The organism is Streptomyces sp. NPDC058812 (assembly GCF_042744565.1).
Lineage (GTDB): Bacteria > Actinomycetota > Actinomycetes > Streptomycetales > Streptomycetaceae > Streptomyces > Streptomyces thinghirensis.
Genome location: NZ_JBHYOB010000001.1, coordinates 554,593 through 576,654 on the forward strand (window position 1 = coordinate 554,593; position 22,062 = coordinate 576,654).

Sequence of the window (22,062 nt, forward strand, 5' to 3'; positions counted from 1 at the left end):
CCGGGCACCGGTCCCCTCGACGACCTGCCCGGACCTCGCTTCCCAGGGCCTGTCCGGGGGATCAGGTCGCAGGAAAGCGACGGCGCCTCGTCAGCGCAGGTGAGCGGGGGCGTGCCGGCCACCGCGTCTGCGGCATGATCCGCCGGGCAGGCCTAGGACACGATGTCCTTGCGGGCGAACCCCCGGAAGGCCAGGGCGAACAGCACGAGCGCGTACGTCACCGACAGCGACGTGCCCTGGATCAGGCGGGTCCAGTCCAGCTCGGGCCGGACCGTGTCGAGCCAGGCGTACTGCCAGTGCGCGGGCAGGAAGTCGCGCCAGTCGCCGAGGGCGGTCACCTCGTCCAGGACGTTGCCGATGATGGTCAGGCCGACCGCGCCGCCGACCGCGCCGAGCGGCGCGTCCGTCTTGGTGGAGAGCCAGAACGCCAGGGCGGCGGTGACCAGTTGCGAGACGAAGACGTACGCCACCGTGATGGCCAGCCGCTCGGCCGCGGTGCCGGTGGGCAGGCTGCCGCCGGTGGGCAGCTCCAGCGGCCCCCAGCCGTAGGCGACCGAGCCGACGGCGAGCGCGACCAGCGGCAGCAGGACGATCGCGGCGAGGCTGAGCGTGAGGGCGACGACCAGCTTGGACCAGAGCAGGCGGGCTCGGGGCACCGGTGCCGCGAGCAGATAGCGCAGGGACGACCAGCCGGCCTCCGAGGCGACCGTGTCCCCGAAGAACAGGGCGACGGGCACGACGAGGAGGAAGCCCGCGGAGGCGAAGAGGTTCACCGCGGCGAAGTTGGCTCCGGACGCGGTGGCCGAGTCCATCAGGCTGATCTGGTTGTTCGCGCCGCCCGGCTCGCCGCCGATCCGGAAGGCGACGAGCAGGACGAACGGCAGGGCGAACAGGATGCCGCCCATGACCAGCGTGCGGCGCCGCTTCAGCTGCCGGACCAGCTCGACCCGCACGGGCAGCGTACGGCCCGCGCGGTAGCCCTCGGCGACCTCCTGGGGGCCGGCGGGCGCGGCGCCTTCGGCGAGCGTGCTCATGCCGGGTCTCCGATCAGGGTGAGGAAGGCGTCCTCGAGGCGCCGGTGGGGGCCCACCGACTCCACGGGCACGTCCAGGCGTACGAGTTCGGCGATCAGGCCCCTGGCCGTGCCCCCGGTGTCGAGCCGGACCAGGAGGCCGCCGTCGGTGGCGGCCGCCGAGGCCACGCCCGGCAGGGCGGCGACCTTCTCGACGAGCGGCGTGTCCACGCGCGCGGAGGTGCCCACGAGCAGCGTGTCGCCGGAGCCGACGATCTCGCCGACCGGGCCGGCCTGGACGAGCCTGCCGTGGTCCATGACCACCAGGTGGGTGCAGGTCTGCTCGACCTCGGCCAGCAGGTGGCTGGAGACGATCACCGTGCGCCCGGCGGCCGCGTAGCGGATCATCACCTCGCGCATCTCGCGGATCTGCGGCGGGTCCAGGCCGTTGGTCGGCTCGTCCAGGATGAGCAGGTCGGGCAGGCCCAGCATGGCCTGGGCGATGGCGAGGCGCTGGCGCATGCCCTGGGAGTAGGTGCGCACCGCGCGGGCGAGCGCGTCGCCGAGGCCGGCGATCTCCAGGGCCTCGTCGAGGTGGGCGTCCTCGGGCGGGCGGCCGGTGGCCCGCCAGTACAGCTCCAGGTTCTCGCGGCCGGACAGGTGCGGCAGGAAGCCCGCGCCCTCCACGAAGGCGCCGACGCGGGAGAGCACGGGGGCGCCGGGCGCGATGGCGTGGCCGAAGACGCGGACCTCGCCGCCGTCCGGGGCGATCAGGCCCATCAGCATGCGCAGGGTCGTCGTCTTGCCCGCGCCGTTGGGCCCGAGCAGGCCCAGCACCTGGCCCTTCTCCACCCGGAACGACAGGTCCCGGACGGCGTACCGGTCGGTGGACTTGGCGTACCGCTTGCTCAGGTCCGTGATCTGGAGCGGTACGCCGGCCAGCGCGGGGTCGGGCGGCGGGGCCGTGGTGCGGCGGCGGGCGGTCAGCAGCAGGGCCGCGGCGACCGCGGCTCCCGCGAGGGGCGCCCACCAGACCCAGGCGGGCAGCCCGGCCACCTGTCCGGTCCCGCCGAGCGCCGTCGGCACCATCAGGTCGCCCTTCAGGGAGACGGTGTACGTGGCGGGGGCGGCCGGGGAGGCGTAGCCGAGGTCGGTGGAGGACAGGACCAGGCGCAGCCGGTGGCCGCTCTCGATCTCGTGGTCGACGGCCGGCAGGGTGATCTTCACGTCCCGGCCGGCCCCGGCGTCCGCCACCCTGATGGGTGTGACCAGTTGGGAGGGGAGCACCTGCTGGGCGCCGCCGGGGGCGACGTCGTACACCTTGGCGAAGAGCACGGCCTCGTCGCGGGTGGACTTCACATGGACGGTCGCGGTCGGGGAGCCGGTGATCTGAAGGTCCTCCCGGACGGGCGCCGACTCGAAGGCGGCGAACTGGCCGGGGAAGTCCAGGGAGACGCCGAGTCCGAGCGAGGAGAGCTGGGAGAGTCCGCCGGAGCCGCCGATTCCGGGCAGGGCGGAGACGGCGGGCGGGCTGGCGCCGGCCGGGTTGTCGAAGCTCTGCTCGCGCCCGCGCAGTTCGACCGGGCGGAACTCACTGCCCAGGCCGGGGTAGGAGTCGGCGCTCACGCCCTCCAGGCGGGGTTCGCCGTCGCCGCTGCCGGAGCCGAGGGTGCGGCTGACGCGGAAGGCGGGGCCGGTGCCGGCCGACTCGTCGCCCTTCAGATAGCGGTCGAACCACGCGCCGACCCGGGCCTGGACCCGGTCCGTCTCCAGGTCGCCGCCGTCGTGGCCGCCCGAGATCCAGTCGACGGCCACCGGGGCGCCGTTGGCACGGATCGCCTGCGCGGCCCGGTCGGCCTGGCCGAGCGGGAAGAGGGAGTCGGCCTGGCCCTGCATCAGCAGCGTGGGTACGTCGATGCGGTCGCCGACGGCCTGCGGGCTGCGCTCGCCGAGGAGTTCCACGGCCTCCGGGTCCGGCTGCCCGGACTCGGCGACCCGCTGGTACATGCGGCAGAGCTGGTCCTCGAACCGGTCGCAGCCGCCGCCCAGGTTGACGAAGAGGCCGGCCCACAGCTTCTTGAAGACGCCGTTCGGGAAGAGGGCGTCCGAGAGGTTCCAGTACGTTATGGCGGGGGCGATCGCGTCGACCCGCTTGTCGTGGCCGGCGGCCAGCAGCGCGACCGCGCCGCCGTAGGAGCCGCCGGCGACGCCCACCCGCGGGTCGCCCTTCTCGTCCAGCCGGACCTGCGGCTGCTTCGCCAGCCAGTCGATCAGCCGGGACACGTCGGCGACCTCGCCGTCCGGGGAGTTCAGCCCGATCTTCCCCGTGGACTTCCCGAAGCCGCGCGCCGACCAGGTCAGGACCGCGTACCCGTCCTGCGCGAGGCTCTCCGCCTGCTTCCGCACGTCGGCCTTGCTGCCGCCGAAGCCGTGCGCGAGCAGAACGGCCGGGCGGTCACCGCCGGAGCCCGCGGTGAAGTAGGAGGTGTCCAGGCGCACCCCGTCGCCCACGGCCATGACCCGGTCGGCGCGTCGCACCGGCGGCGCGTCGTCGCCGGCGACGGCCGTCCATGTCCCGGCGCCGGCGAGTACGACGACGGCGGCCGCGGCGGCGAGCATCCGCCGCGGCCCCCGTAGCAGCCCTCGCACGCGGGGCAGTCGAAGATCCATGCGTCAACGGTACGGGCCGCCGCCGACAACGGGGGCAGTCCGGGGGCCGAACCGCCGCCCCTCCCACGGAAGTACGGCGCCGGTGCCGCGTACCACGGGCGCGGTAGGGCGGGCCGCGCGCCGAACGGGCTTCCGGGACGCCGGTCACGGGCACGCGGGCGGGCTCCCGGACGGCCGGTCACCGCCGGGCGGGCCCCGGACCGCCGGTCACGGCCGGGCGGGCTCCCGGACGTCCTCCCGGACGTCCTCCGGGACGGTCACCAGCCAGCGCGTGTCACGGCGCGGGCGCAGGTACAGGGCCCAGTACAGGGTGGCGGCGGCGGTGATGCCGCCGGTCCACAGCAGGTGGCTCGTCTCCTGCTGGGTCAGGACGTAGGCGAGGACCGCGATCAGCAGGACCGGCAGCACGGGCCACAGCGGCATGCGCCACGCGTGGGCGTGCCGGTGGGAACCCCGGCGGGCGAGCAGGGCGGCGACCGCGACGAGCAGGTACATGCCGGTGACGGAGACGCCCGTGACGCCGTACAGGGTGTCCAGGTCGACGAAGCACAGCACGGCGCCGGGCACGCCGACGACGAGGGTGGCGACCCATGGGGAGCCGAACCGGCCGAGCTTGGCGAAGAGGGTGTTCACCGGCGCGGGCCAGGCCTTGTCGCGGGCCGAGGCGAACAGGACGCGCGAGTTCTGGATGACCATCACGATGCCGGCGTTGATGATGGCGAGGGCCACGCAGAGGCTGACGAAGGTGCCGACGGCGGAGTTGGACCAGGCGGTGACCATGGCGCCGATGTCGCCGCCGGTCAGCTCCGCGAGGTCGGAGGCGCCGAGGGTGATGGCGACGACCGGGACCAGGATGATCACGGCGGAGATGCCGAGGGTGGCGAGCACCGTGCGGGCGACGTTGCGGCGCGGGTTCTCCAGTTCCTCGGAGAGGTAGACGGCGGTGGAGAAGCCCTGGGTGACGAACAGGGCGATGGCAAGGCCGGAGACGACCAACATGGCGGTCACGGGGTCCGTGCCGCTGTCCGCGCCGGCCACCTCCATGGAGGTGAGGCTGCCCAGTCCCCGCTCGCCGTGGGCGAAGCCCAGCACCGCGACGACGGCCGCGGCGATGACCTCCAGGACCAGGAAGACACCGGTGATCCAGGCGTTGGCGCGCAGGTCGAGCAGGCCTGCGAGGGTGGCGAGCACCATGACCCCGGCGCCCGCCAGGGAGGGGTCGAGGTGCACGACCGGTTCGAGGTAGTCGGCCGTGCCCATGGCGATCACCGGCGGCACGATCATGACAACGAGAAGCGAGAGCACGAAGACCAGCCACCCCGCCAGTCGCCCGGCCATCGTCGAGACCATGGCGTACTCGCCGCCCGCGCTGGGGATGAGGGTGCCCAGCTCCGAGTAGCAGAACGCCACGGCGACGCAGATCAGGGAGCCGATGGCGATGGTCAGGGCGGTGGCGGTGCCGAGCGAGCCGAACAGGTCGGGGACGACCACGAAGAGCGTGGAGGCGGGGGTCACGCACGAGAGGGTCAGCAGCGTGCCGCCGACGACCCCGATGGAGCGCTTGAGCGTCCCGGGCTCCGGCGGGGCCGGGAGGTCCGGGGGCGCCGCGGCGGCGGTCTCGACGGGGCGGAGCGTGTCGGTCATGGAGCGGTTCCGATCGACTCGTGCGACGTGATTCGGGCGGGAGCGCTATCGCCTCCGGAGGCTGGGTCGTACGTCGTTTCTCGGCCGCTCCCGACGCCAGATGGAATCCCGACGAAAACCGGTGCGTCAATGGCTGTTTATCTACGGAATTCGTTGACCGAGGTCGCCGGTACGCTTGAAAACAGCATCAGCCCCCTTCCCGCCAGGGCCCCTTGAGGCGTACGGGAACCGTAGGGAACGGGGCAAAAAAACGTTCCGCCGTCCGGTATCCGGACGCTGTCGGTGGGGGCCGGTAGAGTCCTGGGCACAGGTGAATCACAGGGACACAGCAACGGGTGGGGACTCATGAAGCTGACATACACCGCCGCCTGGGTGGGACTGACGGCGGCGGCGATGGTCGCGGCGACCGCGTGCGGCTCGGAGGGCGCCAAGACGGCCGCCGAGACCGCCGACCAGGCGGCCGACAAGGCCGTGAGCAAGGCCGACACGATCATGGCCGCGCTCTCCCGGGCCACCGACCGGACCGAGGAGCTGGGCTCCGCCGAGGTCAGGACGACGACCGACCTGGGCACCGGCGAGCCGATCGCCATGGACGGCACGTACTCCTGGGGCGACGGCTACGCGCTCGACGTCGAGATGGACACCGAGGCCGCGCAGATGCAGGAACTCACGGACTCCCCGACCGTGCGCACCCTGTTCGTGGACGGCGCCTACTACTACGACATCGACCCCCAGCCCGCCGGCCCGCTCGCGGGCAAGGAGTGGATGAAGATCGACGGGTCGGCCGTGTTCGGCGAGTCGGGTGCCGCCGCGATGAGCGGGGGCGGCGGCGGTGCCAGCCCGGCGGACTCCATGAAGGGCCTCAAGTACGCGAGCGACGTCGAGGACCTCGGCAAGGAGACCGTCAACGGCAAGTCCACGACCCACTACCGGGCCGTGCTCGACCAGGAGGACATGGGCAAGTTCAAGGAGGCCTTCAGCGGCGCCGACAGCATGCTCAACTCCACCGGCTCCGACTCGATCACCATGGACATATGGGTGGGCGACAAGGACCTGCCGGTGCGCCTGAAGCAGGAGTTCGGCGCCATGGAGGTCACCATGGACTTCGACAAGTTCGGCGCCACCAAGGAGATCGTGGCCCCGCCCGCCGAGCAGACCGGCGACCTCACGGAGGAAGTGAAGAACTCCGGAGCGCAGCAGGGCTGAGACGCGTTCCGGTGCCTCCGTCCCACCGGGTGGGACGGAGGCACCGTGCGTCTCGGACGGCCGCGTCTCAGTGGTTGCGCGGGAAGCCCAGGTCCACGCCCGCCGGGCCGTCGGCCGGGTCCGGCCAGCGGGTGGTGACGACCTTGCCGCGGGTGTAGAAGTGCGTGCCGTCGTTGCCGTAGATGTGGTGGTCGCCGAAGAGCGAGTCCTTCCAGCCACCGAAGGAGTGGTAGCCCACGGGGACCGGGATCGGCACGTTCACGCCGACCATGCCGGCCTCGACCTCCAGCTGGAAGCGGCGGGCCGCGCCGCCGTCCCGGGTGAAGATCGCGGTGCCGTTGCCGAAGGGGGAGGCGTTGATGAGCGCCACGCCCTCCTCGTAGGTCTCGGCGCGCAGCACGCACAGGACCGGGCCGAAGATCTCGTCCTGGTAGGCCTTCGCCGTGGTCGGCACCCGGTCCAGCAGGGAGATGCCGATCCAGTGACCGTCCTCGTGGCCGCCGACCGTGTGTCCGGTGCCGTCCAGGACGACCTCGCAGCCCTCGGCCGCCGCGCCCTCGACGTAGGACGCCACCTTGTCGCGGTGCGCCGCGGTGATGAGGGGGCCCATCTCCGACGCCGGGTCGTCGCCCGGACCGATCTTGATCTTCTCGGCACGCTCGCGGATCTTCTCGACCAACTCGTCGCCGACGGCGCCGACCGCGACGACCGCGGAGATCGCCATGCAGCGCTCGCCGGCCGAGCCGTAGGCCGCGCTCACCGCCGCGTCGGCCGCCGCGTCGAGGTCGGCGTCCGGCAGCACCAGCATGTGGTTCTTGGCGCCGCCGAGCGCCTGCACGCGCTTGCCGTTCGCGGAGGCGGTGGTGTGGATGTAGCGGGCGATCGGGGTCGAGCCGACGAACGAGACCGCCTTGACGTCCGGGTGCTCCAGCAGGCGGTCCACGGCCACCTTGTCACCGTGCACGACGTTGAAGACGCCGTCCGGCAGACCGGCCTCGGAGAGCAGCTCGGCGATCTTCATCGCGGCCGACGGGTCCTTCTCGCTCGGCTTGAGCACGAAGGTGTTGCCGCAGGCGATGGCGATGGGGAACATCCACATCGGCACCATCGCCGGGAAGTTGAACGGCGTGATGCCGGCGACCACGCCGAGCGGCTGCCGGATCGAGGACACGTCGACGCGGGTGGCGACCTGCGTCGACAGCTCGCCCTTGAGCTGCACGGTGATGCCGCAGGCCAGGTCGACGATCTCCAGGCCGCGCGCGACCTCGCCGAGCGCGTCGGAGTGCACCTTGCCGTGCTCGGCGGTGATCAGCTCGGCGATCTCGTCGCGGTGCGCGTCCAGCAGCGCCCGGAACTTGAAGAGGATCGAGGTGCGCTGCGCCAGCGAGGACTGCCCCCAGGCCAGGTACGCGTCCTTGGCGGCGGCGACCGCGGCGTCCACCTCGTCGACGGAGGCGAAGGCGACCTTCGTGGTGACCGCGCCGGTCGCCGGGTTGGTCACCGGCCCGTACGTGCCCGAGGCGCCTTCGGCGGTCTTGCCGCCGATCCAGTGGTTGACGATGTTCGTCATGACCGAGAACTCCTTCACAGATGGCGGCGACGGGTCGAGACGTGCCGTTGGTCCAGCTCACGGGCCGTGACCGGCGACGATCGGGTCGCGGTTACGGCCATGGGTCCATCCCAGCAGCCGGGCGCTCCGGGCGCGCCCGACACTCTGTATGCGGTTTGGGTGTCCGCGTAGACACGTGGGGCAGTGTCGACGGCCCGCTCGGCGACGGGACGCGGAAACCTCCGGCGCGGGGCCGGTGCGAGCGGGGAGTCGGCGCTCGGACTTCGCTCCTGCCAGGGCGAAGCGGCCTTCCCGCGCCGGAGGCGTTGGGTGGGAGAACCGGCGACGGCGGGACGGGACTTGGGCCTCCGGCGATCGGGTCGTGCGCCATCGCGTTCCCCTTCGTGCCCGTCGTTGCCTGCCCGCCGTTGCGTCTCCCCCCGGTTTCTAGCCCCGCGCGTGCGGCCTGTCAATGTTTTGTCCGGACATTCGGACGACATGGCGGACGGCATGGTCCGAGTGGCGGCCCGCCCGCGCGCACCGGACTCCCCAGACCCTCGAAGTCAACGTGCCGCGCCCGGGATCCGGCGTATCCGTTTGCGGCACTCCTGTCACAAAGACGCCCTTCGTGTCACACATGTCACGCGCAGGCGGGCCTTCCGTCACACCCGGGAACGGCCCCTGACCGTCCCCCGCTCCACGTCGTTCACCCCGCACAGGCTTGGTGATCGTCAGCGCAGCGCCCGGCTCCCCCCGGCGGCCGTCCCCGGTCGCCGCCGCGGTGCGCGCAGGGAGGTGCGACTAGTGACCGACCGAAGGCTCTGGTCCTACAAGGACATCGCGGCCCACATCCGGGTCCAACCGGACACCGTGCGGTCTTACCGCAAGCACGGGCTGCTGCCCCCGCCCGACCACGTGGAGGGCGGGAAGCCGTACTGGTACGCGGACACGGTCCGGGCGTGGGTGGCGTCCCGCCCCCGCAACCGGAACCGGTAGACGAAGCCGGCGGACGAAGCCGCTCGAAGAAGCCGGCGGACCGGAAATCCGTTCTGTGCCCCACGGTCTCGTGGGGCACAGTGCCGTGCATGGACTTCTCCGTGAAACCCGTCCTGACCGGCGACAGGACCGTACTGCGACCGTTCACCGAGGCCGACGCCGAGCAGATGTGGGAGATCATCAACGACCCCGAGGTCGAACGCTTCACCGGCTCACCGGGACACCAGCTCACCCCGGAGCTGCTACGCGCCTGGTACGGCTCCCGCGGCGCGCGGCCCGACCGGCTCGACCTGGCGGTCACCGATCCCGCCGACGGCGGACTCCTCGGCGAGGTCGTACTCCACGAATGGGAGCCCGCGAGCCGTACCTGCACCTTCCGCACACTGATCGGCCCGCGGGGCCGCGGCCGGGGCGTCGGCACCGAGGCGACCCGGCTGATCGTCGGGTACGGCTTCGAGGAACTCGGTCTGCACCGGATCCAGTTGGACGCCTACGCCTACAACCACCGGGCCCTGCGGGTCTACGAGAAGGCCGGGTTCGTGGTGGAGGGGGTCCGGCGCGAGGTGGAGTGGCGCGACGGCGCGTGGGCGGACGAGGTGCTGATGGCCGTCCTCGACCACGAGTGGGCCGCCCACCGCGGGCACCCCCGGACCGACAGCTCACGCCCCGGGGCCGGCGTCACGGCTCGATGACCGTCACCCCCGCGCCGGGCGCCGTCCCCATCGCGGCCAGTGCGGCCGGGGCCTCGTCCAGCCCGATGGTGGACGTCACCAGCAGGTCGGGCCGGAGTGCTCCCGTGCGGACCAGCTCCAGCATCGGCGGGTAGGTGTGCGCGGCCATCCCGTGGCTGCCGAGGAGTTCGAGCTCCAGGGCGACGGCTCGGGCCATCGGCACCGGCGCGGTGCCGTCCGGCGAGGGCAGCAGCCCGACCTGGACGTGCCGGCCGCGGCGGCGCAGGCCGTTCACGGACGCGGCGCAGGTGACGGGCGAGCCGAGGGCGTCGAGGGAGAGGTGGGCGCCGCCGCCGGTGAGGTCGCGGACCGCCGCCGCCGGGTCCGGCGTCCGGGCCGCGTCCACGCACTCCGCCGCGCCGAACGCACGCGCCAGCTCCAGCGCCCGGGGCGACACGTCCACGGCGACGACCCGCGCGCCCGCGGCCGCCGCGATCATCACGGCCGACAGGCCGACGCCGCCGCAGCCGTGCACCGCGACCCACTCCCCCGCCGCGAGGCGCCCCTGCCGCACCACGGCCCGGAACGCCGTGGCGAACCGGCAGCCGAGGGAGGCGGCCGTCGCGTACGACATGCCCTCGGGTACGGCGACGAGGTTGACGTCCGCGTGGTCGAGGGCCACGTACTCGGCGAAGGAGCCCCAGTGGGTGAAGCCGGGCTGGGTCTGCCGTTCGCACACCTGCTGGTCGCCCGCCGCACACGCCCCGCAGCTCCCGCAGGCGCAGACGAAGGGCACGGTGACCCGGTCGCCGGGCCGCCACCCGGCCACCCGGTCGCCGACCGCCTCCACGACACCGGCGAGTTCGTGACCGGGCACGTGCGGCAGCTCGATGTCCGGGTCGTGGCCCTGCCACCCGTGCCAGTCGCTGCGGCACAGCCCGGTCGCCTCGACGCGGACCACGACGCCGTGCGGCGCGGGCGCCGGGTCGGGCACCTCCCGTACCCCGGCAGGCTCCCCGAACCGCTCGAACACGACCGCGCGCATCCGTCACCCTCACTTCCGTACCGGCGTTCCCGCTTCCGGTCCCCCATCTCACGGCAGACCGTGCGGTGCTCATACCCCCTAGGGGTACAGTGGGAGGCGAGTGGTCCACGCTGGATCACGGGTACCCGCCCATGAACGCCCCGACGAGGAGTAACGACATGACCGCCCAGACCGACACCCAGGGCTCCGTCACCACCGTCTACAAGGTGAGCGGAATGAGCTGCGGACACTGCGAGGGCGCCGTCTCCGGCGAGATCTCCGAGATCGCCGGCGTCGGCTCGGTGCAGGCCGTCGCCTCGACCGGCGAGGTCACCGTCGTCTCCGAGGCGCCCCTGGACGACGCGGCCGTGCGCGCCGCCGTGGACGAGGCGGGCTTCGAGCTCGTCGGCCGGGTCTGAGCCACGGCGCCACAAGCGCCCACCGCTACCGTCCCAGCGCTCCCAGCGCTCCCAGCGCTCCCAGCAGCACCCACAGCCCCTCCGGCCGGGCCGCGCGGTCCGGCCGGCCGTCTGGAGTCCGGACCATGACCAGCACCACCGCGTCCAGCACCACGGCCTCCACCACCACCCCGGAGACCGCCCCGGCCGCCGAGCCGGACCTCGCCGAGGTCGAGCTGCTCATCGGCGGGATGACCTGCGCCTCCTGCGCGGCCCGCGTGGAGAAGAAGCTCAACCGCATGGACGGCGTCACCGCCACGGTGAACTACGCGACGGAGAAGGCCCGGATCTCCTACCCGGCGGCCACCGGGGTCGCCGACCTGATCGCCACCGTCGTCAGGACCGGGTACACCGCCGAGGAGCCCGCGCCGCCGCCGGAGCCCACCGACGAGGCGGAGCCCCCGGAAGGCACCGGCGCCGACCCCGAGCTGACCGCCCTCCGCGAGCGCCTCGTCGTCTCCGTCCTCCTCGCCGCCCCCGTCGTGCTGCTCGCGATGGTCCCGGCGCTCCAGTTCGACAACTGGCAGTGGCTCTCGCTCACCCTGGCCGCGCCCGTCGTCGTCTGGGGCGGTCTGCCCTTCCACCGCGCCGCCTGGACGAACGTCCGGCACGGCGCGGCCACCATGGACACGCTGGTCTCGCTCGGCACCCTCGCGGCGTTCGGCTGGTCGCTGTGGGCGCTTTTCTTCGGGGACGCGGGCATGCCGGGCATGCGGCACGGCTTCGACCTCACCGTCTCCCGCACCGACGGCGCCTCCGCGATCTACCTGGAGGCCGCCGCCGGGGTCACCGCCTTCCTCCTCCTCGGCCGCTGGCTGGAGGCCCGCTCCAAGCGCCGCGCCGGCGCCGCGCTGCGGGCGCTGATGGAGCTGGGCGCCAAGGACGTCGCCGTTCTGCGGGACGGGCGCGAGGTGCGGATTCCGGTGGCCCGGCTGGCGGTCGGCGACCGGTTCGCCGTACGGCCCGGCGAGAAGATCGCCACCGACGGGACGGTGACCGAGGGGGCCTCCGCCGTGGACGCCTCGATGCTGACCGGCGAGTCGGTGCCGGTGGACGTGACGGCCGGTGACGCCGTCACCGGCGCCACGGTCAACGCCGGCGGCCGGCTGGTCGTCGAGGCCACCCGGGTCGGCGCGGACACCCAGCTGGCGCGGATGGCGAAGCTGGTCGAGGACGCGCAGAGCGGCAAGGCCGAGGTGCAGCGGCTCGCCGACCGGATCTCCGGCGTCTTCGTGCCCGTCGTGCTGCTGATCGCGGTCGCCACCTTCGGCGGGTGGCTGGGCGCCACCGGAGACACGGTCACCGCGTTCACGGCCGCCGTGGCCGTACTGATCATCGCCTGCCCGTGCGCGCTGGGCCTGGCCACACCGACCGCGCTGATGGTCGGCACGGGCCGCGGCGCCCAGCTCGGCATCCTCATCAAGGGACCCGAGGTGCTGGAGTCCACGCGGCGCGTCGACACGGTCGTCCTGGACAAGACCGGCACCGTCACCACCGGCCGCATGACCCTGCACGAGGTCTACGCCGCCGAGGGCACCGACGAGGCGGAGGTGCTGCGGCTCGCGGGCGCCGTCGAGCACGCCTCCGAGCACCCCGTGGCCCGCGCGATCGCGGCCGGTGCCGAGGAGCGGGTCGGCGCGCTGCCGAACGCCGAGAACTTCGAGAACATCCCCGGGCGCGGCGTACGCGCACGCGTGGAGGGCCGCGAGGTGGCCGTGGGGCGCCTCTACGACGCTCTCCCACCCGGGGTCGCCCGTGCCAGGGAAGAGGCCGAGAGGGACGGTCGTACGGCCGTCGTGGTCGGCTGGGACGGCGCGGCGCGCGGGGTCGTCTCCGTGGCGGACGCGGTCAAGGAGACCAGCGCCGAGGCGGTGGCCGAGCTGCGCCGGCTGGGCCTCGCCCCCGTGTTGCTGACCGGCGACAACAGGCGCGTCGCCGAGGCGGTCGCCGTAGCGGTCGGCATCGACGAGGTGATCGCCGAGGTGCTGCCCGAGGACAAGGTCGCCGTGGTGGAACGGCTGCGGGCCGAGGGCCGTACGGTCGCCATGGTCGGGGACGGCGTCAACGACGCGGCCGCGCTCGCCGTCGCCGATCTGGGTCTGGCGATGGGCACGGGGACGGACGCGGCGATCGAGGCGGGCGACCTGACGCTGGTGCGCGGGGACCTGCGGGTGGCCGCGGACGCGATCCGGCTGTCCCGGCGCACCCTCTCCACGATCAAGGGCAACCTCGTGTGGGCCTTCGGCTACAACGTGGCCGCCCTGCCACTGGCCGCCGCCGGGATGCTGAACCCGATGATCGCGGGGGCGGCGATGGCCTTCTCCTCGGTGTTCGTGGTCACCAACAGCCTCCGGCTCCGGGCCTTTCACTGAGCGCGCATTTCCCGCAGGTCAAGGGGCAGCGCCTCTGGAGTCCGGCACTCGCCTCACATAAGCTCTTCACAAGGCTCGCGCATCTTCCTTACGCTTGGGTCCCGTTCGACGTACGGGGCTCTTGCGTACCTAACGGACATATGCAAGAGACGCAGATCACAGTGATGCGAACGTAACCATCGAAGGGGTTCGAAGGTCTAAGTTGGCGATGTCAGGCAGCGTCTTGGGGGGCGCCACCTGGCATCTGGGGATGTCTTGGGGGACTTTCCCAGAGCTGCGTTGCCGGGACACGTACACCGGGAAGCTTTGAGCGGCCCTCCCGGGCGTGCGCTGTCCCGGCAGACCGCACGAGCACGACCGCACGACGAGCACGACCGCACAACAGGTACGACCAAGCACAACAGGCGCGACGGGTTTTGCTCGTTGCGCTCAGAACAGCGATTCAGGCGCTGTCCTCACATACGCCCGGCCGGATCCCGTGGGGGGAATCCGCACCGGGACATGGGAAGGCGCCCTGGTTCGTCGGCCCGTGGGGGGACCGGCGCCAGGGCGCCTTCTGCTGTCCGGGACGCCGCCGCCCACAGAAAAATCCCGTACCGCTCGGGGCGGCACGGGACTCTCTGTACGCGCTGCGGGGGTGCCTGGCGGCTCAGCGCTCCTCGACGGGCACGAAGTCGCGCTCGACGACGCCGGTGTAGATCTGGCGCGGGCGGCCGATGCGGGAGCCCGGCTCCTTGATCATCTCGTGCCACTGGGCGATCCAGCCCGGCAGCCGGCCGAGGGCGAACAGGACCGTGAACATCTCGGTCGGGAAGCCCATGGCCCGGTAGATCAGACCGGTGTAGAAGTCGACGTTCGGGTAGAGGCTGCGCGAGACGAAGTAGTCGTCGGAGAGCGCGTGCTCCTCCAGCTTCAGGGCGATGTCCAGCAGCTCGTCGGACTTGCCGAGGGCGGAGAGCACGTCGTGCGCGGCGGCCTTGATGATCTTGGCGCGCGGGTCGAAGTTCTTGTAGACCCGGTGGCCGAAGCCCATCAGGCGGACGCCGTCCTCCTTGTTCTTCACCTTGCGGATGAAGGTGTCGACGTCGCCGCCGGAGTCGCGGATGCCCTCCAGCATCTCCAGCACCGACTGGTTGGCGCCGCCGTGCAGCGGGCCCCAGAGCGCGTTGATGCCGGCGGAGATCGAGGCGAACATGTTCGCCTGCGAGGAGCCGACCAGGCGGACCGTGGAGGTCGAGCAGTTCTGCTCGTGGTCCGCGTGCAGGATCAGCAGCTTGTCCAGCGCGGCGACGACCGTCGGGTCCAGCTCGTACTCCTGCGCCGGCACCGAGAACGTCATGCGCAGGAAGTTCTCGACGTAGCCGAGGTCGTTGCGCGGGTAGACGAACGGGTGGCCGATCGACTTCTTGTACGCGTAGGCCGCGATCGTCGGAAGCTTCGCGAGCAGCCGGATCGTGGAGAGGTTGCGCTGGCGCTCGTCGAACGGGTTGTGGCTGTCCTGGTAGAACGTCGACAGCGCCGAGACGACCGACGACAGCATGGCCATCGGGTGGGCGTCGCGCGGGAAGCCCTTGTAGAAGTTCTTGACGTCCTCGTGCAGCAGGGTGTGCTGCGTGATCTCGTTCTTGAACGCGGTGAGCTCGTCGACGGTCGGCAGCTCGCCGTTGATCAGCAGGTAGGCGACCTCCACGAAGGAGGAGCGCTCGGCCAGCTGCTCGATCGGGTAGCCGCGGTACCGGAGGATGCCGGCTTCGCCGTCCAGATAGGTAATGGCGGATTTGTAGGCGGCGGTGTTGCCGTAACCGCTGTCCAGCGTCACCAGACCGGTCTGGGCGCGGAGCTTCCCGATGTCGAAGCCCTTGTCGCCGACGGTGCTGTCGATCACCGGGTAGGTGTACTCGCCATCGCCGTACCGCAGTACTACAGAGTTGTCGCTCACGTCTTCCCTCACCGACGTAGTGCCTCATCTTCGAGGTGCCCTGACTGTCTCTACCATCCCCCACTTGGCTCAGGAGAGTGCACTCGGGGTCGACCATCGGGCCTATTGGCGGCACTCAGTGCCGCCAACTTGTTCATCCTGCCCCCTCTCTTTCCCTTCCGGAAGTGCTCTGTGACCTTTGCGACTCGTTTGATCGATCATTTTTTTCACACGGGTCGAGAGGTTTGCCGGAGGGTGTTCAGGGTCAGGAGCCCGCCAGCCGGAAGTCGAGCGCCGTGCAGCGCCGGCCGGCCGACACCGTGCGGACCGCCTGTCCGATCGCCTTGCGGGAGCCGACGAGGACGACCAGCTTCTTGGCCCGGGTGACCGCCGTGTACAGCAGGTTCCGTTGGAGCATCATCCACGCGCCGGTCGTCACGGGGATCACGACCGCCGGGTACTCACTCCCCTGGGACCGGTGGATGGTCACCGCGTAGGCGTGGGCCAGCTCGTCCAGTTCGTCGAACTCGTACGGAACCTCCTCGTCCTCGTCCGTCAGCACGGTGAGGCGCTGGTCCACCGGGTCGAGCGAGGTGACCACGCCGACGGTGCCGTTGAAGACGCCGTTCTCACCCTTCTCGTAATTGTTGCGAATCTGGGTGACCTTGTCGCCGACCCGGAAGACACGGCCGCCGAGCCGCTTCTCCGGCACGTCCGGGCGCCCCGGGGTGACGGCCTGCTGGAGCAGTCCGTTGAGCGCGCCCGCGCCGGCGGGCCCCCGGTGCATGGGGGCGAGCACCTGCACGTCCCGGCGCGGGTCGAGCCCGAACTTGGCGGGGATGCGGCGCGCGGCGACGTCCACGGTGAGCCGCCCGGCCTCCTCCGTGTCGTCCTCGACGAAGAGGAAGAAGTCCTTCATCCCGTCGGTGAGCGGGTGCTGCCCGGCGTTGATCCGGTGCGCGTTCGTCACGACTCCCGACTGCTGGGCCTGGCGGAAGACGCGGGTGAGGCGGACGGCGGGGACGGGGCTGCCGGGGGCGAGCAGATCCTGGAGCACTTCCCCCGCGCCCACGCTGGGCAGCTGGTCGACGTCCCCGACGAAGAGCAGGTGGGCGCCCGGGGGCACGGCCTTGACCAGCTTGTTGGCGAGGAGGAGGTCGAGCATGGAGGCCTCGTCGACCACCACCAGGTCGGCGTCCAGCGGCCGGTCCCGGTCGTAGGCGGCGTCGCCGCCGGGCTTCAGCTCCAGCAGGCGGTGCACGGTGGACGCCTCGGCGCCGGTCAGCTCGGCGAGGCGCTTGGCGGCACGGCCGGTGGGCGCGGCGAGGACCACCTTGGCCTTCTTCGCGCGGGCCAGCTCCACGATGGAGCGGACGGTGAAGGACTTGCCGCAGCCCGGCCCGCCGGTGAGGACGGCGACCTTCTCGGTGAGGGCGAGTTTCACGGCGGCCTCCTGCTCGGGGGCCAGGTCGGCGCCGGTGCGGCTCTTGAGCCAGGTGAGGGCCTTGTCCCAGGCGACGTCCCCGAACCCCGGCATCCGGTCCTCACCGGTGCGCAGCAGGCGCAGCAGCTGGGCGGAGAGGGCCAGCTCGGCACGGTGGAAGGGGACGAGGTAGACGGCGGTGACGGGGTCGCCGCCCTCCGGGTCGGGGACCTTCTCGCGTACGACGCCGGGGTCCTCGCCGTCCTCGGGGTCGGCGGCCAGCTCGGCCAGGCACTCGATGACCAGGCCGGTGTCCACCTGGAGCAGCTTCACCGCGTCGGCGATCAGCTTCTCCTCGGGGAGATAGCAGTGCCCCTGGTCGGTGGCCTGCGACAGGGCGTACTGCAGGCCCGCCTTCACCCGGTCCGGGCTGTCGTGCGGGATGCCGACGGACTGGGCGATCCTGTCGGCGGTGAGGAAGCCGATGCCCCAGACATCGGACGCCAGCCGGTAGGGCTGGTTCTTCACGACGGAGATCGACGCGTCGCCGTACTTCTTGTAGATCCGCACCGCGATCGACGTCGACACCTCGACGGTCTGGAGGAAGAGCATGACCTCCTTGATCGCCTTCTGCTCGTCCCACGCGTCGGCGATCTTCTTGGTCCGCTTGGGGCCGAGGCCGGGCACCTCGATGAGCCGCTTGGGCTCCTCCTCGATGATCTGGAGGGTGTCCACGCCGAAGTGTTGCGTGATGCGGTCGGCGAAGACCGGGCCGATGCCCTTGACGAGGCCGGATCCGAGGTAGCGCCGGATGCCCTGGACCGTGGCCGGGAGCACGGTCGTGTAGTTCTCCACGTGGAACTGCTTGCCGTACTGGGGGTGCGAGCCCCAGCGGCCCTCCATCCGCAGCGACTCCCCGGCCTGCGCGCCGAGCAGCGCGCCGACGACCGTGAGGAGGTCGCCGGCGCCTCTGCCGGTGTCGACGCGGGCGACCGTGTAGCCGTTCTCCTCATTGGCGTACGTGATGCGTTCCAGGACGCCTTCGAGGGTGGCGAGTCGCCGTTCACCGGGAGCGGCATCGGACTGGTTCGGCATGATCCGACGGTACCGGTGGGGACTGACACGGGCGGCCCGGGAGAGGGCTTCTCAATACTCTGGGGACATGGACTACGCCAGGATGCGCGCCATCGCCGCGGAGCTCGGGGCCTACTCGGAGCGGCTTGAGGGGTCGTGGAGCGTCGAGATCGGGCCGTCCGGTCCAATACTGGCGATGATGTGCCCGTCGAAACGCCACGAGGGGACTGTCCGCCGCATCTGCAAGCAGTTGGACGCGCAACTGCCCGACACCCACCCAGGCCACATCTGCGCGAACGGCCCCGAGATCGAGCATCCGGCGATCGGCCGCATGCGCCGCCCCGATGCCGTCGTGATCCCCGAAGCCACCCTCGACGAAGAAGGCCTCGCCGTCGACGCGACGCAGGTGGTGGCTGTCGTCGAGATCGTCCCGCCTTCCAACCCGAGCAACGACTACGACGAGAAGCTGACCGAGTATCCGGCCATGGACATCCCGTACTGCATGATCGTGGACCCGCGCAGCGGCACGATCCAGGTGCACTCCGAGCCGTGCAAGGGCCGCTACAGCAGCAAGGAGCCGTACATCTTCGGCGACTCGGTGGCGTTCGGGCCATGGACGGTCGAGACGTCGGAGTTCCGCCGGTACGGCCGGGAGGGTTAAGGACGGGGCGACCGGGTCTTGAGGGCTTCGAGGAAGGGGGCGAAGGCCTCCGGCGGGAAGGTGAGGGTGGCTCGGGCGGGGGCCTTGGTGTCGCGGACGGCTACGTGCGTGGGTGAGTTCGCGATCTCCACGCAGTTGTTGCCATCGCCGCCGCCGGAGTACGAGGACTTGCGCCAGTGGGCAAGGGTGGTCACGGAGCCTCACAGTTCCTTGGCCAGTCGCTGGATGAAGTCACGCGACCGGCTCGGGTCGAGTGACACGCCCTCTACCTTACGGAAGACTGTTCGAAAGACGCCGAGTTGGGCCTCAGAGTCGATGAAACCGGTGCCGTGAGGTGCGTCGCGGACAGCCGTGTCCAGCTGGGGCACGGCCCCACCCGCCAGCATCATGGGGCTCCAAGCCCCACCGAAGCCGTCCAGGTCGAAGGGGATGACACGCAGGGTGATGTGGTCCGCTTCGGAGAGCTCCAGGGCACGGGCGAGTTGGGCTCGCGCGGTGGTGCGATTGCCGACCCGGATGCGCAACGCCGCTTCGTGAACAACGGCCTCGTACGGTACGGGGGTGGGCCGTTCGAAGATCGCCTTGCGCTGCATCCGGTGGCCGACGCGCAGCTCCAGCTCCTCGCGCGGAAGTTCGGGGATCCTTGACGAGAAGGCGGCGTGAGCGTAGTCCGCCGTCTGAAGCAGGCCGGGGACGAACAGGAACTCCACGTCACATCGGTACGTGGAGTGGTGCTCCAGCTCTGCGAGATCGAGGAACGCCGTGGGCAGCCGCCCTCGATACTCCTCCCACCAGCCACGCGAACGGTCGGCCGCCATGACGACTAGGGCATCGACGAACGCCTCGTCCGTGCACGAATAGTGAGCCGCGAGACGACGCAGCCGCTCCTCGCTCACGCCTGCGATCCCGGACTCGATGTGGCTGATCTGCACTCGGCTCGTCCCGAGCAGCGCCGCCGCCTCGGCCGCGGTGAGCCCCGCAGCGTCGCGAAGTCTGCGGAGTTCGGTCGCCAACCGCAATTGCCGCGCGCTCGGTTCGCGCCTCAAGACCATGGACGGCTCCTCGGTTCAACGCGCTTATCGGCACGACCCGTTCGGGGTCACATTAGGCGATCCACTTGCTCCGTATGACATGTTAGCCCTACTGTCAGTGACGTGACGCACACAGTGCGCGCCGGAAGCGCACCGCTCCGCCCTGTCGGGATGGTTGCGGCGATGACACCGGCCCCGCATTCCCCTCTGCTCCTCCGAAACGGAGTCCGCATGCCTGAGAACGAACCGTGGGAGTACTCCCTGTACATCCCCAACGACCTCCGAGCCGTCACCGTCAGCCGTCGCACCCTTCGCCTGATCCTCACCATGCACGGGCTGATCCGACTCGTGGACGTCGCCGAGTTGCTCGCGACGGAGCTGGTCTCCAATGCCGTGCGGCACACCAAGGGTCCGGCCGCCCTGCGTGTGCGCTGGGCGCCGCCCGGGATCCTGCGGATCGGGGCGTGGGATGCGGACCCGGAACCTCCGGAACCGCCCGCGCCGTTCGGGCGGGTGGAGGAGCTGGAGGAAGGGCGGGGGCTGGCGCTGGTGCGGGCCTGCGCCGACGTGTGGGGGTGGCATCCGCTGGCCAGGCACGGCGACCGGGGCAAGTACGTGTGGTGCGAGCTGACCGCCGCCTGACCGCACCCGCAGCAACCAGCACCCCGGCAACACGAGGACACTCACCGGCCACCTGTTGGCCAAGTGCTCATCCGAGCGCCCCAAGTACAACATCAGCCCAACTGCTCACGGTTGAGCGACAGAGCCGACGCCGGGCACCCTCAGAGACCCGCGAACAGCCCCGCGAGGGGGGCCGGGGTGCGCGCGAGGTCCAGGGCCTCGACGAGGACACGGCCGTAGTGGATCTTCCGGCCCTTCTTGGTGCCGAAGAACCGGCGGAGCTGCTGCTGCGCGGTGCGGTCCTGCTGGGCGGGCTGGCGAAGGAAGGTCCGGAGGGGGCGCAGGTCACCCTCCGCCTCGACCAGTTCCTTCACCCGCGTCACACCCAGCGCGCGGATCAGCTCGTCCTCCAGGTCGGCCGCGCAGACGAAGAGACCGTCGGGCGCCGCGTTCGCCCGCGCCAGGGCACGGACGTAGTAGCCCCGCTCCCGCTCGTCGCACAGTCCCGTGAGGCGGAGGTCCAGGCCGGACGGTCCGAGGAGGTCGGCGAAGCGGCCCACGCTCATCGCGCCGCCCATCGGGAGGACGCAGACCCCCTCCGCCGCGAGGTCGCGGCCGTGACGCGCGGCCAGCGCGTCGACCGCCGCCGAGTCGCTCGGCCCCTCCAGGAGGACAGCGGTACGTACTGACAGTCGCGTCGCCAACTCGCGCGCGGGGCCGCCGGGGCCACCGGCCGCCCACGCGGTGACCGAAACCCGGAACGCCCCCATGTCCGCCATGGCACGAGTCTCCGCCCTGGGCGGCCGCGCCGGTAGTGGTTTTCGGCAGAGCCCGGCCGGCTCGTCGGCGACGCCGCCCCACACCTCCGATTGACATGCACCCTTGTGGCTGCCTAACGTGAAAGGCAGCCAATGGGCTGCATGTCAGAGGGGCGGAGATGGACGAGGTCTTCAAGGCGCTGGCCGACAGCAGCCGACGGCGGCTGCTGGACAGCCTGAACGAACGCAACGGGCAGAGCCTGCGCGAGCTGTGTTCCGGGCTGGACATGGCCCGGCAGTCGGTCAGCAAACACCTGGCACTGCTGGAGGCGGCCAACCTGGTCACCACCGTCCGGCGGGGCCGCGAGAAGCTGCACTACCTCAACGCCGAACCGGTCAACGCCATCGCCGAACGCTGGATCAGCCGCTACGACCGCGAGCGGGTGCGCGCACTCGCCGACCTCAAGCACGCGCTGGAGAACACCGCCATGGACAGCAACGCGTTCGTCTACACGACCTACATCAAGACCACGCCGGAGAAGCTGTGGCAGGGCCTGACCGATCCCGCCTTCACCCGGCGCTACTGGGGCGTGGAGTTCGCCACCGACTGGAGGGTCGGATCACCCATGGTCTGGCGGGAGCGGGACGCCGAGACCGCCGACCCCGGACAGGTCGTACTCGAAGCCGACCCGTTCCGGCGCCTGTCGTACACCTGGCACACCTTCACGCCTGGGTGGGCGAAGGCCAACGGGATCGACGACGAGACGCTCGCCGAGCTCGCCGCCGAACAGCGGTCGAAGGTCACCTTCGAGATCGAGGACCTCGGCGGTTCGGTGAAACTGACCATCGTCCACGACGGCTTCGAGCCCGGCAGCACCGCCCGCGAGATGATCCAGCACGGCTGGCCGGCCCTCGTCTCCAGCCTCAAGACACTGCTGGAGACCGGCGACGCCCTTCCGGACCCCGCGTAGGCG

18 protein-coding genes are annotated in these 22,062 nt (G+C 71.4%); 8 read left to right on the forward strand and 10 right to left on the reverse strand.

Annotated features, from left to right (window positions below; translation table 11 throughout):
- Positions 1-152: 152 nt before the first annotated feature.
- The 3 genes from ACFW48_RS02565 to ACFW48_RS02575 form a co-directional block, all read right to left on the reverse strand.
- Positions 153-1,034 (reverse strand): ABC transporter permease, encoded by an 882-nt coding sequence (locus ACFW48_RS02565; RefSeq protein ID WP_375917006.1) that lies wholly within the window; start codon positions 1,032-1,034, stop codon positions 153-155.
- Positions 1,031-3,682, reverse strand: a complete 2,652-nt coding sequence (locus ACFW48_RS02570; protein ID WP_386309695.1) for a CocE/NonD family hydrolase — start codon at positions 3,680-3,682, stop codon at positions 1,031-1,033. The genes ACFW48_RS02565 and ACFW48_RS02570 overlap by 4 nt, the downstream gene beginning before the upstream one ends.
- 207 nt (positions 3,683-3,889) lie before the next feature.
- Positions 3,890-5,326 (reverse strand): APC family permease, encoded by a 1,437-nt coding sequence (locus ACFW48_RS02575; RefSeq protein WP_386309698.1) that lies wholly within the window; start codon positions 5,324-5,326, stop codon positions 3,890-3,892.
- Positions 5,327-5,671: 345 nt separating this feature from the next.
- Between ACFW48_RS02575 and ACFW48_RS02580 the strand changes: the two genes are divergently transcribed.
- On the forward strand, positions 5,672-6,532 hold the full coding sequence (locus tag ACFW48_RS02580; RefSeq protein ID WP_386309700.1) for a hypothetical protein: 861 nt from the start codon (positions 5,672-5,674) through the stop codon (positions 6,530-6,532).
- A gap of 67 nt (positions 6,533-6,599) precedes the next feature.
- Here ACFW48_RS02580 and mmsA read toward each other — a convergent pair whose 3' ends face one another.
- Positions 6,600-8,102, reverse strand: a complete 1,503-nt coding sequence (gene mmsA / locus ACFW48_RS02585; protein WP_386309703.1) for a CoA-acylating methylmalonate-semialdehyde dehydrogenase — start codon at positions 8,100-8,102, stop codon at positions 6,600-6,602.
- A gap of 783 nt (positions 8,103-8,885) precedes the next feature.
- Here mmsA and ACFW48_RS02590 point away from each other — a divergent pair.
- Positions 8,886-9,077 carry a helix-turn-helix transcriptional regulator gene (locus tag ACFW48_RS02590; protein ID WP_386309706.1) on the forward strand — a complete coding sequence of 64 codons (192 nt, stop codon included), beginning with the start codon at positions 8,886-8,888 and terminating at the stop codon, positions 9,075-9,077.
- 89 nt (positions 9,078-9,166) lie between these two features.
- Complete coding sequence (locus tag ACFW48_RS02595) at positions 9,167-9,769, forward strand: GNAT family N-acetyltransferase (protein ID WP_386309708.1); 603 nt, start codon at positions 9,167-9,169, stop codon at positions 9,767-9,769.
- On the opposite strand, the gene ACFW48_RS02600 is transcribed toward ACFW48_RS02595, so the two are convergent.
- Positions 9,756-10,793 (reverse strand): zinc-dependent alcohol dehydrogenase family protein, encoded by a 1,038-nt coding sequence (locus tag ACFW48_RS02600; RefSeq protein ID WP_386309710.1) that lies wholly within the window; start codon positions 10,791-10,793, stop codon positions 9,756-9,758. The two genes, ACFW48_RS02595 and ACFW48_RS02600, sit on opposite strands and share 14 nt — an antisense overlap.
- 158 nt (positions 10,794-10,951) lie before the next feature.
- Here ACFW48_RS02600 and ACFW48_RS02605 point away from each other — a divergent pair, with 158 nt between their 5' ends.
- Positions 10,952-11,191 carry a heavy-metal-associated domain-containing protein gene (locus ACFW48_RS02605; RefSeq protein WP_386309711.1) on the forward strand — a complete coding sequence of 80 codons (240 nt, stop codon included), beginning with the start codon at positions 10,952-10,954 and terminating at the stop codon, positions 11,189-11,191.
- A gap of 125 nt (positions 11,192-11,316) precedes the next feature.
- Positions 11,317-13,602 carry a heavy metal translocating P-type ATPase gene (locus ACFW48_RS02610; RefSeq protein ID WP_386309713.1) on the forward strand — a complete coding sequence of 762 codons (2,286 nt, stop codon included), beginning with the start codon at positions 11,317-11,319 and terminating at the stop codon, positions 13,600-13,602.
- A 649-nt stretch (positions 13,603-14,251) separates the two neighbouring features.
- On the opposite strand, the gene ACFW48_RS02615 is transcribed toward ACFW48_RS02610, so the two are convergent.
- Positions 14,252-15,541: a citrate synthase gene (locus ACFW48_RS02615; RefSeq protein WP_375916983.1), complete on the reverse strand. Its 1,290-nt coding sequence runs from the start codon at positions 15,539-15,541 to the stop codon at positions 14,252-14,254.
- 244 nt (positions 15,542-15,785) lie between these two features.
- On the reverse strand, positions 15,786-18,038 hold the full coding sequence (locus ACFW48_RS02620) for an ATP-dependent RecD-like DNA helicase (RefSeq protein WP_386309716.1): 2,253 nt from the start codon (positions 18,036-18,038) through the stop codon (positions 15,786-15,788).
- A gap of 67 nt (positions 18,039-18,105) precedes the next feature.
- Between ACFW48_RS02620 and ACFW48_RS02625 the strand changes: the two genes are divergently transcribed.
- A complete protein-coding gene (locus tag ACFW48_RS02625; protein ID WP_386309718.1) occupies positions 18,106-18,678 on the forward strand; it encodes a Uma2 family endonuclease in 573 nt (190 codons plus the stop codon).
- Here ACFW48_RS02625 and ACFW48_RS02630 read toward each other — a convergent pair.
- Both ACFW48_RS02630 and ACFW48_RS02635 read right to left on the reverse strand, forming a co-directional pair.
- Positions 18,675-18,872, reverse strand: a complete 198-nt coding sequence (locus ACFW48_RS02630; RefSeq protein WP_386309719.1) for a DUF397 domain-containing protein — start codon at positions 18,870-18,872, stop codon at positions 18,675-18,677. The two genes, ACFW48_RS02625 and ACFW48_RS02630, sit on opposite strands and share 4 nt — an antisense overlap.
- Positions 18,873-18,878: 6 nt before the next feature.
- Positions 18,879-19,730, reverse strand: coding sequence for a DUF5753 domain-containing protein (locus ACFW48_RS02635; protein WP_386309721.1), 852 nt, complete (start codon positions 19,728-19,730; stop codon positions 18,879-18,881).
- Positions 19,731-19,940: 210 nt separating this feature from the next.
- Here ACFW48_RS02635 and ACFW48_RS02640 point away from each other — a divergent pair, with 210 nt between their 5' ends.
- The gene (locus ACFW48_RS02640) at positions 19,941-20,351 is read left to right on the forward strand and encodes an ATP-binding protein (RefSeq protein ID WP_386309723.1); all 411 of its coding nucleotides are present in this window, start codon (positions 19,941-19,943) and stop codon (positions 20,349-20,351) included.
- A 140-nt stretch (positions 20,352-20,491) separates the two neighbouring features.
- Here the strand turns inward: ACFW48_RS02640 and ACFW48_RS02645 are convergent, their stop codons facing one another.
- Positions 20,492-21,109: a TOPRIM nucleotidyl transferase/hydrolase domain-containing protein gene (locus ACFW48_RS02645; protein WP_386309724.1), complete on the reverse strand. Its 618-nt coding sequence runs from the start codon at positions 21,107-21,109 to the stop codon at positions 20,492-20,494.
- Between the two features lie 158 nt (positions 21,110-21,267).
- Between ACFW48_RS02645 and ACFW48_RS02650 the strand changes: the two genes are divergently transcribed.
- On the forward strand, positions 21,268-22,059 hold the full coding sequence (locus tag ACFW48_RS02650; protein ID WP_386309725.1) for an ArsR/SmtB family transcription factor: 792 nt from the start codon (positions 21,268-21,270) through the stop codon (positions 22,057-22,059).
- Positions 22,060-22,062: the final 3 nt, after the last annotated feature.

Coding starts and splice junctions, on each gene's coding strand:
- ACFW48_RS02565 (WP_375917006.1), bottom strand. CDS start 1,034: ATGAGCACGCTCGCCGAAGGCGCCGCGCCCGCCGGCCCCCAGGAGGTC.
- ACFW48_RS02570 (WP_386309695.1), bottom strand. CDS start 3,682: ATGGATCTTCGACTGCCCCGCGTGCGAGGGCTGCTACGGGGGCCGCGG.
- ACFW48_RS02575 (WP_386309698.1), bottom strand. CDS start 5,326: ATGACCGACACGCTCCGCCCCGTCGAGACCGCCGCCGCGGCGCCCCCG.
- ACFW48_RS02580 (WP_386309700.1), top strand. CDS start 5,672: ATGAAGCTGACATACACCGCCGCCTGGGTGGGACTGACGGCGGCGGCG.
- mmsA (WP_386309703.1), bottom strand. CDS start 8,102: ATGACGAACATCGTCAACCACTGGATCGGCGGCAAGACCGCCGAAGGC.
- ACFW48_RS02595 (WP_386309708.1), top strand. CDS start 9,167: ATGGACTTCTCCGTGAAACCCGTCCTGACCGGCGACAGGACCGTACTG.
- ACFW48_RS02600 (WP_386309710.1), bottom strand. CDS start 10,793: ATGCGCGCGGTCGTGTTCGAGCGGTTCGGGGAGCCTGCCGGGGTACGG.
- ACFW48_RS02605 (WP_386309711.1), top strand. CDS start 10,952: ATGACCGCCCAGACCGACACCCAGGGCTCCGTCACCACCGTCTACAAG.
- ACFW48_RS02610 (WP_386309713.1), top strand. CDS start 11,317: ATGACCAGCACCACCGCGTCCAGCACCACGGCCTCCACCACCACCCCG.
- ACFW48_RS02620 (WP_386309716.1), bottom strand. CDS start 18,038: ATGCCGAACCAGTCCGATGCCGCTCCCGGTGAACGGCGACTCGCCACC.
- ACFW48_RS02625 (WP_386309718.1), top strand. CDS start 18,106: ATGGACTACGCCAGGATGCGCGCCATCGCCGCGGAGCTCGGGGCCTAC.
- ACFW48_RS02635 (WP_386309721.1), bottom strand. CDS start 19,730: ATGGTCTTGAGGCGCGAACCGAGCGCGCGGCAATTGCGGTTGGCGACC.
- ACFW48_RS02640 (WP_386309723.1), top strand. CDS start 19,941: ATGCCTGAGAACGAACCGTGGGAGTACTCCCTGTACATCCCCAACGAC.
- ACFW48_RS02645 (WP_386309724.1), bottom strand. CDS start 21,109: ATGGCGGACATGGGGGCGTTCCGGGTTTCGGTCACCGCGTGGGCGGCC.
- ACFW48_RS02650 (WP_386309725.1), top strand. CDS start 21,268: ATGGACGAGGTCTTCAAGGCGCTGGCCGACAGCAGCCGACGGCGGCTG.